General features: G+C 61.9%; 11 protein-coding genes. 7 read left to right on the top strand and 4 right to left on the bottom strand.

Features of this window, described 5'->3' with window-relative positions:
- Positions 1 to 220: 220 nt before the first annotated feature.
- Both ACP7E6_RS27145 and ACP7E6_RS27140 read right to left on the bottom strand, forming a co-directional pair.
- Positions 221 to 1,432, bottom strand: coding sequence for an acyl-CoA dehydrogenase family protein (locus ACP7E6_RS27145; RefSeq protein WP_426232952.1), 1,212 nt, complete (start codon positions 1,430 to 1,432; stop codon positions 221 to 223).
- Between the two features lie 71 nt (positions 1,433 to 1,503).
- The gene (locus ACP7E6_RS27140) at positions 1,504 to 2,550 is read right to left on the bottom strand and encodes a substrate-binding domain-containing protein (protein ID WP_426232950.1); all 1,047 of its coding nucleotides are present in this window, start codon (positions 2,548 to 2,550) and stop codon (positions 1,504 to 1,506) included.
- A 361-nt stretch (positions 2,551 to 2,911) separates the two neighbouring features.
- On the opposite strand from ACP7E6_RS27140, the gene ACP7E6_RS27135 reads away from it, so the two are divergent.
- The 6 genes from ACP7E6_RS27135 (at position 2,912) to ACP7E6_RS27110 (ending at position 10,236) form a co-directional block, all read left to right on the top strand.
- Entirely contained in the window at positions 2,912 to 4,393 is a 1,482-nt protein-coding gene (locus tag ACP7E6_RS27135) for a sugar ABC transporter ATP-binding protein (RefSeq protein ID WP_426232948.1), read from the top strand.
- The gene (locus tag ACP7E6_RS27130; RefSeq protein WP_426232946.1) at positions 4,390 to 5,451 is read left to right on the top strand and encodes an ABC transporter permease; all 1,062 of its coding nucleotides are present in this window, start codon (positions 4,390 to 4,392) and stop codon (positions 5,449 to 5,451) included. The genes ACP7E6_RS27135 and ACP7E6_RS27130 overlap by 4 nt, the downstream gene beginning before the upstream one ends.
- A gap of 145 nt (positions 5,452 to 5,596) precedes the next feature.
- Positions 5,597 to 6,604, top strand: coding sequence for a sugar ABC transporter substrate-binding protein (locus ACP7E6_RS27125; protein ID WP_426232944.1), 1,008 nt, complete (start codon positions 5,597 to 5,599; stop codon positions 6,602 to 6,604).
- A 77-nt stretch (positions 6,605 to 6,681) separates the two neighbouring features.
- Entirely contained in the window at positions 6,682 to 8,220 is a 1,539-nt protein-coding gene (locus tag ACP7E6_RS27120) for a sugar ABC transporter ATP-binding protein (protein WP_426232942.1), read from the top strand.
- Entirely contained in the window at positions 8,210 to 9,238 is a 1,029-nt protein-coding gene (locus tag ACP7E6_RS27115; protein ID WP_426232940.1) for an ABC transporter permease, read from the top strand. The genes ACP7E6_RS27120 and ACP7E6_RS27115 overlap by 11 nt, the downstream gene beginning before the upstream one ends.
- Positions 9,239 to 9,240: 2 nt before the next feature.
- Positions 9,241 to 10,236 carry an ABC transporter permease gene (locus tag ACP7E6_RS27110; RefSeq protein ID WP_426232938.1) on the top strand — a complete coding sequence of 332 codons (996 nt, stop codon included), beginning with the start codon at positions 9,241 to 9,243 and terminating at the stop codon, positions 10,234 to 10,236.
- Positions 10,237 to 10,355: 119 nt separating this feature from the next.
- On the opposite strand, the gene ACP7E6_RS27105 is transcribed toward ACP7E6_RS27110, so the two are convergent.
- Entirely contained in the window at positions 10,356 to 11,069 is a 714-nt protein-coding gene (locus ACP7E6_RS27105; protein ID WP_426232936.1) for an META domain-containing protein, read from the bottom strand.
- A 166-nt stretch (positions 11,070 to 11,235) separates the two neighbouring features.
- On the opposite strand from ACP7E6_RS27105, the gene dxr reads away from it, so the two are divergent.
- A complete protein-coding gene (gene dxr, locus ACP7E6_RS27100) occupies positions 11,236 to 12,429 on the top strand; it encodes a 1-deoxy-D-xylulose-5-phosphate reductoisomerase (RefSeq protein ID WP_426232934.1) in 1,194 nt (397 codons plus the stop codon).
- 7 nt (positions 12,430 to 12,436) lie between these two features.
- Here dxr and ACP7E6_RS27095 read toward each other — a convergent pair whose 3' ends face one another.
- A complete protein-coding gene (locus tag ACP7E6_RS27095; RefSeq protein WP_426232932.1) occupies positions 12,437 to 13,555 on the bottom strand; it encodes a serine hydrolase domain-containing protein in 1,119 nt (372 codons plus the stop codon).
- Positions 13,556 to 13,651 lie beyond the last annotated feature (96 nt).

Here is a 13,651-nt window from a genome sequence, read left to right as displayed (position 1 = left end):
CATCGTTGCGACAATGCGCAAGCTTCTCACCATTCTCAATGCCATCATCCGGGACAATAAACCATGGCAAAACGCTTGACGAACAAGACAGTCGCTCTCCCCGCTGGGGAGAAGAGGGACGCCGCCGCCAGTGGCCATGCGATGGCCCTGCTCGCATCCGGGGATACTGCGTCACTCACGCTGCATCCTCGAGTATGCGAACGGCAGTTTTGCACCCCGCTCAGCTGTACAAGCTCACCACCGGGACCTTGCCGTTCAGCACGAACTCGCCGACTTCCTTGGCCTTGTAGAACACCGGATCGTGCAGCGTGTGAGTGCGCACGTTGCGCCAGAAGCGGTCGAACCGGTATTTTTCCGCCGTCGAGCGGGCGCCGGTCACTTCGAAGACGCGGGCGGTGATATCGAGGGCGGTATGGGTGGCGTTAACCTTGGCCGCGTAGGCTTCGGCTGCTGCTTCGCCACGTTCACGCGCGGTGACGTCCGGTCCCTTAGAAAGGGCCGTCTGCACCGCCAGTGCTGCACTATCCGCAAGAGCCACGGATGCCTTCAACGCTGCAGTGAACTCGCCAACACGTTCGAGAATATACGGATCATCCGCCGCGCGCTCGACGCCGGATGTCACCCAAGGACGGGTGGTGGTGCGGACATAATCGACGGCAGCAGCCAGTGCGCCCTCGGCGGCTCCCAGATAGAAATTCACAAAGACCAGCTGGATCAACGGTGTGTTGAAAGTGGCCAGAACCGGCGGTGGGTCGTTCTCATCGGCAGGCGCCGCGATGAAATCCTCGTCGTAAACCGGAAAATCATGGAATTCGACGCTGCCGGAATCGGACAGCCGCTGGCCGATATTGTCCCAGTCGTCATTGGTGACATAACCCGGCCGATCGGTCGGCACGGCGAAATTGGCAATCTTGCCCTCTAGCTTCGCAGTGGCGTTGATATAGTCGGATACCCGCGCGGCAGTGGAGAAGAATTTGCGGCCGTTGAGCACATAACCGCTGCCACGCCGCGTCAATGTCAGTCCGGGGTCGCGTGGATTGACCGCAGCACCACAGTAAAGGTTCTGCGCCACGGTCTCAGTGCCCAGCGCTTGAGCACGTGCCTGATCCGCGAAGGACCAGTAGATCGATTGGCTGTTGACATAGTGGTAGCCGAGCAGTTGGCCGATGGAGCTTTCGCCGCGCGCCAGGATGCGGACGAGTTTCAGGCCGTCGACCCAATTCAGTCCGCCACCGCCGATCTCACGCCCGTGCAGGGCATTGAGCAGGCCGGCCTTCTTCAGCTTGACGATCTCGCCGATCGGCGGACGCCCTTCCCTGTCGAGGTCCGCTGCGTGCAGCGACAGATCGCGGGAGATTTCGGCGGCGCTGGCAAACAGGCTGTCGCGCGTGACGCCGAGACTGGCTGCATAGACAACATTGGATTGGCTCATGGGAAAGCTCCAGTTTTAAAAGGAGGAGAGCGGCGGAACCATCAGTGGTTCCGCCGTCGCAATGCAAAGGATCAGAACAGCTTGGACGGGATCCAGCTCGCCGTGACGGCATCGCTGACGCTGAAGGCCGGGATCTTGGCTGCCAGTTCCTCGATGGTTTTGACACCGGCCTCTCTCAGGCTTTTCTGGGTCAGCAGCGTCGGCTCGACGGTGATCTGGCGGGGAACGTCCTGTCCGGCAATTTCAAGGGCTGCGGCGCGGATGGAGACGGCGCCAACCACGGCCGGGTTGGTCGCGACCGTTGCGACCCAGGGGCTGCCTTCCTCAATGATCTCTTGGATATCGGCGGTCGAAACGTCGGCAGAGTAGATCCTCAGCTTGCCGGAAATGCCCAGATCGGCCGCCGCCAGCTTTACGCCGCGGGCAAATTCGTCATAGGGCGCAAAAACCACGGTAATATCGGTATTGGCCCGAAGCGCGGCTTTTGCCTGATCGGCCGTGCTGGTCGCTGTCGTATCACTGACATTGCCGAAGCGTGCCTTTTCGACGACACCCTTGTTCTCCGCCTTGAACGTGTCCCAGACCTCGTTGCGGCGATCGAGCGGCGCAAATCCGGCGACATAGACGTATCCGGCATTGAAGCTGGTGCCATTGTCCTTGACCGCCTGCTCAAGCGCCTGCTTTGCCAGCGCATGGTCGCTTTGCTCGACCTGCGGCACCTTCGGATTGTTGAGATTGACGTCGAAGGCGACGACCTTGATGCCCTTGTCGAGCGCCTGCTGCACGACATCGGTCAGCGATTCCGGAACGCCGTGATCGATGACGATGCCTTCGACGCCGAGGTTGATCGCCTGCAGGATCTGCTCGCGCTGTTCCGCCGCGTTCTGGCGACCGGGGAAGACCCGCAGATCGATATCAAGCGCTTTCGCCTGCGCCTCGGCTCCGGCCTGATACGCCTGGAAGAAATCACCAGCGGAAATGTAGCTGATCAGTGCCAGCTTGACGCCGCCCTTGTCGAATGGGGCGGGAGCGCCGGCGACACCGTCGGCCCTGGCGGCGGAGACGAACAGGAAGGGAATGAGAGCGGCGGTTGCCGCCAGACGGAGTATGGTTTTCATGGAATGCGTTCCTTCTGAAGACAATCGAACACGTCACCGGCAAGCAGCCAGCCCTTCTGGGGACGCACTACCTATTAGATATTCAATCCATAAATTTAATAGACTAATTAGTCCCATTTTTCCGGCTTGGAGAGAAACCTGTTTCGCGGGAACTGGCCTGCGCGACAAAGTCCTACCGGCACGCTGCCGCATGATGTCCAGTTTGCCGCTCCGGCGCGAACGTTCTGCCGTAGCCTATCCATCCGCAAAGAAATTACCGGCGCAGCCGGTACTTCGCAAAGCTGTTCCGCCCACTCGGCTGTCTTCAGCGAGAAATATATGACAAATTACATAGACTATGAGGACATTAGGATTTCCATCCATGCCGTTGCTTCACATCGATGCGCTCAGCCGCAGTTTTCAGTCCACGCGCGCCCTCGTAAATGCGACGCTGACGATCGATGCCGGTGAGATCGTCGCGCTGATGGGAGCAAACGGCGCCGGCAAATCGACACTGGTGAAAATCCTCTCCGGCGTCCTGCCTGCCGATAGCGGCGCGATCACGCTGAACGGGCAGACATACGCCCCGCGCACTCCGGCAGAAGCCGCCGCCGCCGGCGTCGTGACCGTCCATCAATCGACTGATCTTGTCGGTGCTGCCGGGCTCACTGTTGCAGATACGCTGCTTTTGACGCGCTTCAGCCAGCGCGGCCAGCCCTTCTTTGTCTCCCGCGCCAGTATCAGACGTCAGGCCCAGGCGATCCTCGACATCGCCGGTTTCGATCTGCCGCTGGACCGCGACTTCGCCGACTTGACTGCTGCCGACCGTCAGCTGGTGGCCATTGCCCGCGCACTCGCCAACCGGGCGGACCTCTTGATCCTCGACGAACCGACCGCCAGCCTTTCCATTGCCGAAAGCCAGCGCCTGTTTAGCATTCTCAAGCGCCTGCGCGATGGTGGCCTTGCAATCCTCTACATCTCCCACAGGACCGCCGATCTGGAAGCAATTGCCAGCCGGGTGCTCGTCATGCGCGGTGGCGCAGTCGCCGGTGCCTTCGAGCGCCCCATCGATTTTGCTGCGGCGATCGAGACGATGATCGGCCGCAAACTGCAATCGGCGCGGCCCGGCATTCGCCTTGCTGAGGGGGCGCCGGTCTTCGAACTCCGCGACGCGCGGCTGTTGCCCGGCTCCGCGCCATTCGATCTCACCGTCCATACCGGCGAGGTGGTGGCGATCACCGGTGTGCTGGGTGCCGGTAAGAGCCGCCTGCTCTCGGCGATCTTCGGCGCCGGGCGCCTTGCCGCAGGAGAGATGTATCTGGACGGCCGCCGGCACCGGCCACAAACACCGGCGGAGGCGATTGCCGCCGGTGTCGCCATGGCAGCGGAGGACCGGCATCGGTCTTCGCTGATGCCGGCCGATTGGCCGGGAAGCTCGCTGGCAGCCACCATCAGCCTGCCGCATCTTGCCAAATGGTATCCGCACGGCCTGCTGTTTGGCGGCCGCGAACGGCGCGAGGCGGTAAAGGCAATCGACCGCCTGCGCATCAAGGCATCTGGACCGCTGGCGCCGATAACCTCGCTTTCCGGCGGCAATCAGCAAAAAGTGGTTCTCGCCCGCTGGGAAGCCGAACCGAGCCGGCTTCTGCTGCTCGACGAACCCTTCCAGGGCGTCGATGTCGGCGCCCGCCACGATATCATCCAGGCTATCCGCAGCCGTAGCGACCGTGCCACCCTGATCGCCACTTCCGATCCGGAGGAGGCCCACGAGGTTGCCGACCGCATTCTCATCATCGACCACCACAGCCTTGTCGCAGCGCCGCGGCGCGCGCCATCCGACCTCCTGCAGGAAATCCACGCATGACATCGATCATTGACGAAACCGCTCCGCCGGTGCCGCGCAGCGCAAACATAAACGCCGCGACATCGACCTGGCTTGCAGATCTTGGCACAACGTTGAGATCCGGCGCCGTGTTCATTTTGCTTGCCGCGCTGCTCGCCGGATTCTCCACTGCCGAGCCCGCCTTCGCCAATCTCGGCAACCTGATGAGCATCCTGCAGGCCGTGGCCGTCGTCGCCATCCTGGGTGCGGGCGTCACCGTCACGCTCGCCGTCGGTGGTTTCGATCTGTCGATCGGCGCGATTGCCGCCTCCAGCGTCATGGCCGCCAGCTATGCGATGATCGTCTGGGGGCTCGACGCCATCGCCACCGTACCGCTGGTGCTTGCCTTCGGGGCGCTGATCGGCCTTGTCAACGCCTTCCTCATCGTCCGGCTGAAGGTTCCCGATCTTCTGGCCACGCTGTCGATGATGTTCCTGCTCTCCGGCCTGCAGCTGATCCCGACCGCCGGCCGCTCGATTTCTGCCGGGTTGATCCTGCCGAACGGGACAACCGCCACCGGCGCCTATGATCCCGCGTTCCTTTTGATCGGCCGCGCCAGCCTGTTCGGCGTCGTCCCGGTGTCTGTGGTGCTGATGGCCCTCGTCGCTATTGCGCTCTTCGTTCTGACGGAACGGACCCGTATCGGCCGCCTGCTGTTTGCTACCGGCGGCAATGAGGTAGCCACGCGGCTGGCTGGCGCATCGACGGCGCGGCTGAAGACGCTCGCCTATGTGATCTCCGGCACGCTTGCCTCCCTTGGCGGCATCGTCATTGCCGCCCGCGTCGGACGTGGCGATGTCTCCTCCGGCGGCTCGCTGCTGATGGACGCGGTGGCCGCCGCGCTGATCGGCTTCGCCGTGCTTGGAAAACGGCGGCCGAATGTTCTCGGCACTATCGTCGGTGCGGTCTTCGTCGGCGTCCTGCTCAATGGCCTCACCATGCTCAATGCCCCCTATTACACGCAGGATTTCGTCAAGGGCGCCGTCCTCGTCGGGGCCTTGGCGCTGACCTACGGCACTGTCCGCAGCACATCCTCCTGACATGGACCGGCCCGCCGGGATTTCGCCCATCTTCATGGCTTCCAAGCCCAAGTTTTCCGGCCGCTACCTCATCTTTGGAAATTTCTTCCTCGGCAATCCTTATAATACACTTATTCTATAGATATTATTTAATCGGGGATTGACCATGACACAGGAAAAACCGGCACAGGGCGTCGGCCGCCGCGACCTTTTGAAACTCTCGGCAGTCGCAGGGGCGGCACTGGCCGGGGCAAGCCTCATCGGCAGCCGCACAGCGGCGGCAGAGGAACTCTCGCTGAAGGGCAAACGCATCGCCATCAGCGCCACCGGCACCGATCACTTCTTCGACCTGCAGGCCTATAACGCCCAGATCGAGGAGGTGAAGCGTCTCGGCGGCGAACCGATCGCGGTCGATGCCGGCCGCAACGATGGCAAGCTGGTATCGCAGCTGCAGACGCTGATTGCCCAGAAGTCCGACGCTATCGTCCAGATCCTCGGCACGCTCAGCGTCATCGATCCCTGGCTGAAGAAAGCGCGCGATGCGGGTATTCCGGTTCTGACCGTCGATGTCGGCTCGACCCATTCGATCAACAACACCACCTCCGACAACTGGGGCATCGGCAAGGACCTGGCGCTTCAGCTGGTTTCCGACATCGGCGGCGAAGGCAATATCGTCGTCTTCAACGGCTTTTACGGCGTCACCCCTTGCGCCATCCGCTACGACCAGCTGGTCAATGTCGTCAAATACTTCCCCAAGGTGAAAATCCTTGAGCCGGAATTGCGCGACGTCATCCCGAACACGGTGCAGGACGCCTTCACGCAGATCACGGCACTTCTCAACAAATATCCCGAGAAGGGCTCGATCAAGGCGATCTGGTCGGCCTGGGACATTCCGCAGCTCGGCGCAACGCAGGCGGTTGCCGCCGCCGGCCGCAATGAGATCCGCACCTATGGCGTCGATGGCAGCCCTGAAGTGCTGCAGCTCGTTGCCGATCCGAACTCACCGGCCGGCGCCGACGTGGCGCAGCAACCGGCCGAAATCGGCCGCACGGCAATCCAGAATGTCGCCAAGCTTCTCGCTGGCCAGACGCTGCCGCGCGAAACTTACGTGCATGCGCTGATCGCCAACAAGGCGAACGTCAACGAAGTCACCAAGAAACTCGGTATCGGCTAACGCCCTCATGCCCTGAGGCGATCCGGGCCGATACCGGATCGCCATTCCACACCGTCGATCAGCAGGACAGTTTTGCCATGAGCGCAGCTTCACCAGACGAAACCGGCGACGCCATTCATCTCGACCATATCGTCAAGCGTTTCGATGGCGCGCTGGCGCTCAATCATGCCTCGTTGCGCGTCCGGCGCGGCACGGTGCATGGTCTCGTCGGCCAGAACGGTGCCGGCAAATCGACGCTGATCAAGCTGCTCGCCGGCCTGCATCAACCCGACGAAGGCCGCATCGAGATCGATGGCCAGGCCTATGACAGGCTCACCCCACACCGGGTCGAAGAACTCGGCATCCATTTCATCCACCAGGATCGCCTGCTAGTTCCGACCTTCACGGTCGGCGAAGCCCTGTTCCTCGGACGCGAACCGCGCATCGCCAGCACGCCCTTTCTCGACCGGCGCCTGATGCAACGCCGTGCCAGCGAAATCCTCGACGATTATTTCGGCGTCAAGCTGCCCAACAGTGCGCTGATCAGCGAGCTTTCCACGGCCGAAAAACAGATCGTCCAGATTACCCGCGCGCTGCTCGACCAGCCGAAAGTGCTCGTTTTCGACGAGCCTACGGCAGCGCTAGTGCGCCGCGAAGCTGATATTCTCTTCCGGCTGATCCGCCGCCTGCGCGACGAAGGCGTGACGATCATCTATATCTCGCACTACCTCAACGAGATCGAAGAACTCTGCGACACCGTCACGGTGTTGCGCAATGGCGAAGACGTCGCCACCTTGCCGCTTGGCGAAACGTCGGCTGCGGCCATCGCCCGGCTGATGGTGGCGCGCGACATTGCCGATATGTTCCCGAAACGCAGCGTCACACTCGGCAAGGACATCCTAACGCTCGACAGCCTGTCGTCACATGGAAAATACCAGGATATCTCCCTGACGCTGCGGCGTGGCGAAGTGCTCGGCCTGACCGGCCTTCTGGGCTCCGGCGCCAAGGACCTGATCCGCACGCTGTTCGGCCTGGAAACCGCAACTTCCGGACAGATCGAGATCGACGGCAAACCGGCACGTTCCGCCAATCCCGCCCAGGCCGTTGACCAGCACCTTGCGCTCGTGCCGGAAGACCGGCGCGGCAACGGCGTCGCGCTTGATCTCAGCGTCACGGAAAACATCACGCTGTCGTCGCTGAAGCGTTTCACCCGCCTCGGTTTCCTGGATTTCAACAGCGAACGGCGCGAAGCGGATGATCTCATTCGCCGCCTTGAGGTCAAGACATCGGGACGCAATGCGCTTGTGCGCACGCTTTCGGGCGGCAACCAGCAGAAAGTGGCGATCGCCAAATGGCTGAGCCGCCATTCCGAAATCTATCTGCTGGATGAACCGACGGTCGGCGTCGACATCGGCTCGAAAGTCGAGATCTACAATCTGATCGGCGACCTCGCCGCCCGTGGCGCCGGCATCATCGTGCTGTCATCCAACCTGCCGGAACTGATCGGCATCACCGATCGCATCCTCGTCCTCTTCCGTGGCAGCATTGTCCGCGAGTTCATCTCGTCTCAAACGTCACCGGACGACGTGCTTGCCGCATCCACCGGCTCCTCGGAGGTTCTCCGCCATGTCGGTTGATATCCAGCTTGCCCCCGTCATCCATTTTGAACCGGGCGCAGCAGCATTCAAGTCGAGCCGGGGCGGCAATCTCGCGGCCAGTGCGCTGCGCGCCGGATCGCTGGTTGCCTTCGTTGCCATCCTTCTCGTGTTTTCACTGACCGCGCCTTACTTCCTCAGCGTCGGCAATATCGGCAACGTGCTGGGCCAGTCGGCCATCTCCGGTGTCCTCGCCATCGGCCTGACCATCGTGCTGATCGCCGGCGGTTCCAATGTCGTCACCGGCGGAATAGACCTGTCGCTCGCCGCCAATATGGGCTTGAGCGCCGCCGTCTATGCGACATCAGCCCAGCTCGGCTATGACGACGCGACGGCGGTTGCAGCCGCTCTCCTCACCGGCGTTCTGATCGGTGTAGTCAACGCCATCGCCGTCGTCGGCGCGGGTATCGTGCCGCTGCTCGCAACCCTTGCCGTGATGAATATCGTCGCTGGCCTCGAACTGGTGCTGACGCAGAACACCGTCATTCCCGCCTCGACGCCGCTACTTTCGGCTCTGTCGTCATCTGGGCCTCTGGGCATTCCGGCACTCGCCTATGTGCTGCTCGTCTTCACGCTGATCGCCGCAGCCATCGTGCAATACACCCCGACCGGGCTCCGGCTTTACGCCGTCGGCGAATTTCCCGATGCGGCCCGGGCTGCAGGCCTGCCGGTTCGCCGGTTGGTCGCAGGCGCCTTCATCGCCAGCGGCCTGTGCGGCGGATTTGCCGGCGTGTTGTCGGTCTCCAATCTCAGCGGCAGCACCACCGGCTCCGGCGAGATGCTGTTGCCGGTGGTGGTAACCGCCCTGCTCGGCTCTGTCTTCTCGCGGCGGCTGGTGCCGACGGTGATCGGCACCCTGCTCTCCACTCTGTTCGTCGGTTTCCTCGTCAACGGTTTCCAGCTCCTCAACATCTCCAGCGTGCTGGTCAGCGGCGTCCAGGGATTGCTGATCCTGCTCGTCGTTTCGGCGACGACATTGCTGCGCAGGCAGGAGGCCTGATCATGACCCTGCAGACGTCCGCAATCGAACCATCCGTCCCCCGCGCCATCATTGGCGTGATCGTCAACAATGCCCTCGTACTGGCGCTCATCACCGTATTTGCCATCTTCTCGTTGGCGAGCCCGACATTTCTCACCATCGCCAACCTGCAGAGCATTCTCGTCAACAATTTCACGCTGCTTGCCATCGTCGCCATCGCCATGACATTTGCCGTCTCGGTTGGCGGCATCGATCTGTCGGTCGGCACGGCCGTCGATTTCGCCAGCTTTGCTTTTGTCTCCCTGGTTCTTGCCGGCCAGCCGGTGGTGGTCGCAGCCCTGGTCAGTCTTGGCGCTGGCGCGGCGGTAGGCGCTTTCAATGCGGTGCTGATTTCGGGCATTGGTATTTCACCGTTTCTCGCCACGCTCGGCACGCTGTTCATCGGCCGCAGCATCCAGCAGCTTTTGACCAACGGCGGCAACCCGGTCTATCTGCCGCCGTCAGGCGTTCCCGAAGCCTTCCGCTTTCTCGGGCGCGGCGCCATTGCCGGCATTCCGGTTCCGCTCGTCATCGCCGCCGTCATCATCCTTGGCGCGATCATCATCTTGACCCGCGCCCGCTTCGGCCGCGTCGCGCTCGCGATCGGCATCCAGCCGAGCGTCGTGCGCTATTCCGGCATTGCGGCGCGTGCCCATGTGGCCGTGGCCTTCATTCTTGCCGGTCTGATCGCTGCCGTCGCCGGGCTGATCCTGTCGGCAACGGTCACCGTCTATATCCCCTCCTCCGGCAGCGCCTTCCTGCTCAATGCCATCGGCGCCACCTTCATCGGCACGACGCTCTCGCGCCTTGGCCGCCCCAATGTCCCCGGTACCGTGCTCGGCGTGCTGCTACTCGGCATCGTCGCCAACGGCCTGCTGCTCACCGGCCTGAATTTCTACTGGCAGCAGGTCGGCACCGGCCTGCTGATCTTTGCAGTGCTGGCTCTGAGCTTCATCACCCGGCGCAAGGCCTCGGCCTGACATCAAGAGAAGCGGCGACTATCGTCAGCGGGGTATATGGATGGGCAAAATTGGCGACGCTCGGTCAACGGATCAGGGCGACAGGAAAACCACCGGCACTTACCGCCGGTGGGCCGGGTTCACTCTGCTTTAGAGCATGTGACGCCCGGGTCATTGTCGCTCTTCATGGTGTCGATCAGCGTTGCCTCGTCACCCTTCGTCCACCAGACATATTGCCCACCCGCATATTTCGCGCCCGATCCCGATAGCACGTTGGAAGCGATCACGAACTCGCTGCCGATGGCTAGCGTGACCAGCGAGACCGGACCGGCATTGATATATTCGGCAGCAACAAATTTGCCGGCGCAATCGTAACGCACAGCTTGCCGGTCAACTGTGCGGGCGCCCGGAATATTGATCAGAACATCTGACGACACGGTGTGCGGGGCAAGCCGCAGGGCGGTTTTCGAATCGGCCTTCGCCAGAACCAGCTTGGTTTCCTCGATCTTCCAGGAAAGCCCGGTCTTCAAGGCCGCGAAAAACTTCGTTTCCTGGTCCATCACCGCCGGCACGCACATCTTGCGTGTCGAACCTGCGTGGCCAAAGACAATCTCTCCATCCGTCAGGTCGAAGGTGCCGGTGTAACTGTTGCAGCCTGCAAAGCCGGAATAGGTACCATCATCGTTGATTTCCAGCGTCGTCTGCAGATAGTCCATGACGCCGCCGCCGCCTATATCTTCGGCCAGCCATGTCCCTACCAGCTCGGCCGGCACCGATTCGGCAGCAATTGTCGTGACCGATGTCGCGTCGATCAGCACGCAGGAACAGGAAAGAAACAGCGCAAGCTTCAGCATGAGGACATCCTTTCCGGCAAACGGCAGCGTCCGCCCCGCCCGCTGCGGCAATTGATTCGCAGCACCTGCGACCCTATCGCCACCACCCGGAACGAAGCTACCCTTGTTGGCATGCGCTTTCACCTGTAGAGGCTAACATGAAAAACAAAAACAACGGGACTTGGCCATGACCTCCGGCGCGCAAGCCAAACGCCGCTTGACCATTCTGGGCTCGACGGGCTCGATCGGCACCAACACGCTCGACGTCATTCGTCAGCTCGGTGGACGCGGCGCCTTCGAAATTGCTGCACTGACCGGTAACGGCAATGTCGCGCTGCTTGCCGAACAGGCAAAGGCAGCGGGCGCCGAACTCGCCGTTACGGCGGATGAGGGCCAGTATGAAAATCTCAAGGCAGCGCTGGCAGGAACCGGCATTGAAGTCGCGGCTGGCCGCAGCGGTCTGATCGAGGCGGCGCAGCGGGACGCCAGCTGTGTGATGGCCGCCATAGTCGGTACGGCTGGCCTTGCCCCGACACTGGCCGCAGCCCGCCGCGGTGCAGATATCGCGCTTGCCAACAAGGAATGCCTGGTTTCGGCAGGTGATCTTTTCGTGGCCGCGGTCCATGCCGGCGGCGGCAAGCTGCTGCCGGTCGATAGCGAGCACAATGCCATCTATCAGGTGCTGGAAGAACATCAGCGCCATGCCGTCGAACGCATCATTCTCACCGCATCCGGTGGCCCGTTCCGTCAATCGACGCTTACCGAGATGCGCGACGTGACCGCCGCTACAGCCCGTGCCCATCCCAACTGGTCGATGGGCCTGAAGATCTCGATCGACAGCGCGTCGATGTTCAACAAGGCGCTCGAGATGATCGAGGCCAAGCACCTTTTCGGCATGCGGCCGGATCAGATCGAAGTGATCGTCCATCCGCAATCGGTCATCCATTCGATGGTCGGCTATAGCGACGGCTCCGTGCTGGCGCAACTCGGCTGCCCGGACATGCGCACCGCCATCGGTTACGCCCTGTCGCATCCGGCACGGCCGGCACTTGATGTCGAGCGGCTGGATTTTGCAAAACTGTCACGGCTCGATTTCGAGGCGCCAGATGAGGAGCGTTTCCCGGCCTTGCGTCTTGCCCGGTTGGCGATGCAACGCGGCGGCATGCAGAGCGCAGTGCTGAATGGTGCCAAGGAAGTGGCGCTGGAAGCCTTTATCGATGGGCGAGTGGGTTTCCTGCAAATGGCCGAAATCACCGAAACCGTCATGGAGGCGATGACTGCGATACCCGCAGCATCCAGCATGGACGATGTCTTTGCCGTCGATGGCGAAGCCCGGCGTATTGCGAAGACAATCGTCGAGCGTGACGCCGCTGCGGCCTGAAACCAGGCTACGCCGCGTAAACCGCCTCGACGATCTTGCCGGGGAACTCGCCCATACAGCCCTCAAGCGCATTGTTGCTCATGCTGAGCACCGCCAGCCCGTTGGCCTGATCGATGAACCAGCTGTGACCGTAGACACCGCCCCAGCGAACGGTCCCGGCCGCTTGCGGCGTCTCCGCCTCTGCCGGATCCTCGACAACCGCACCGAAATAGCCGAAGGAGCAGCCAGGGTCTGAGACCAGCGCGCCGATACGGTTGGAAAGGCCGAGACCCACCGTTTCCGGTTTGAGAACGACACCGCCGCCTGTGCGCAATGCCTCAAGGAAAGCAAGAAAATCACCGGCCGTTCCCACCATGCCGGCACCACCGGATTGGAACGCCTTAGGATTGAAGATCCGCGAGGGCGAAAACCCGAGCGTCCAGCCTGCCTCTCCCGGCGCGAAATAGGGATCGGTCATCCTGATGGCGGCTGGGTGTGCGTCGGCATAGGGCACGGCAAGGCGCGTGGGGTCGGTGACATGAAAACGGCTGTCGGCCATCCCGAGGGGACCGGCAACATACGTCACCACGGCATCTTCCAGCGTCCCGCCATGAACCTTGGCAATCACTGCGCCCAGAATGTCTGTGGCAAAGGAATAGGCCCAGGCAGTCCCCGGAGCAAACGCCAGCGGCACGGCATTATGGCGGCTGAAATTGGCCTCGAAATCGAGATCGGTGTTCAGCAATCCGCAAGTGATGGCTTGCCCGTCGGGCAGATGCTCGAGCGCCACGTCATAGACCAGACCCGACGTATGGGTGAGCAGATGGTGAATGGACATATTGGCCGCAACGCCATCCGGCGTCTTCGGCTGGAACCAGGGCAGATGCCGGGCAACCCGATCGGATATAGACAGGAGCCCGCGATCGATCATCGAAAGCGCCGTTGCCGCAACGATGGGCTTGGTCAGCGAAGCCAGGCGAAAGATCGTGTCGAATTCAACCGGCTTGCCTGCTTCCGGGTCGGCATAACCGGCGGCGCGGCGAAAAAGCGGCTGGCCATTCCGGTATGCGAGCACCACGGTCCCGGTGATTTTCCCCGATCCGATAAACCGGTCGATCACCTGATTGAGCCTGTGCTCGATACCCATGCGGAGAACTCCCGAAAGACCGTTCAGAATCAAAAATGCGGATCATCTTTCGACAATCCGCATTGTAAATTCAAGCCTTTGCCAGTGAGCCGCTGC

The sequence above is a fragment of the Pararhizobium sp. DWP3-4 genome, assembly GCF_049898205.1.
GTDB lineage: Bacteria > Pseudomonadota > Alphaproteobacteria > Rhizobiales > Rhizobiaceae > Pararhizobium.
Note: the sequence above shows the minus strand (reverse complement) of the source record. Positions and strands in the feature narration are given on the sequence as shown.

Excerpts from the sequence above, each read along its gene's own strand:
- ACP7E6_RS27110 (WP_426232938.1), top strand. The coding sequence starts at position 9,241 with ATGACCCTGCAGACGTCCGCAATCGAACCATCCGTCCCCCGCGCCATC.
- ACP7E6_RS27130 (WP_426232946.1), top strand. The coding sequence starts at position 4,390 with ATGACATCGATCATTGACGAAACCGCTCCGCCGGTGCCGCGCAGCGCA.
- ACP7E6_RS27095 (WP_426232932.1), bottom strand. The coding sequence starts at position 13,555 with ATGGGTATCGAGCACAGGCTCAATCAGGTGATCGACCGGTTTATCGGA.
- ACP7E6_RS27145 (WP_426232952.1), bottom strand. The coding sequence starts at position 1,432 with ATGAGCCAATCCAATGTTGTCTATGCAGCCAGTCTCGGCGTCACGCGC.
- ACP7E6_RS27120 (WP_426232942.1), top strand. The coding sequence starts at position 6,682 with ATGAGCGCAGCTTCACCAGACGAAACCGGCGACGCCATTCATCTCGAC.
- ACP7E6_RS27125 (WP_426232944.1), top strand. The coding sequence starts at position 5,597 with ATGACACAGGAAAAACCGGCACAGGGCGTCGGCCGCCGCGACCTTTTG.
- ACP7E6_RS27105 (WP_426232936.1), bottom strand. The coding sequence starts at position 11,069 with ATGCTGAAGCTTGCGCTGTTTCTTTCCTGTTCCTGCGTGCTGATCGAC.
- ACP7E6_RS27115 (WP_426232940.1), top strand. The coding sequence starts at position 8,210 with ATGTCGGTTGATATCCAGCTTGCCCCCGTCATCCATTTTGAACCGGGC.
- ACP7E6_RS27140 (WP_426232950.1), bottom strand. The coding sequence starts at position 2,550 with ATGAAAACCATACTCCGTCTGGCGGCAACCGCCGCTCTCATTCCCTTC.
- ACP7E6_RS27135 (WP_426232948.1), top strand. The coding sequence starts at position 2,912 with ATGCCGTTGCTTCACATCGATGCGCTCAGCCGCAGTTTTCAGTCCACG.
- dxr (WP_426232934.1), top strand. The coding sequence starts at position 11,236 with ATGACCTCCGGCGCGCAAGCCAAACGCCGCTTGACCATTCTGGGCTCG.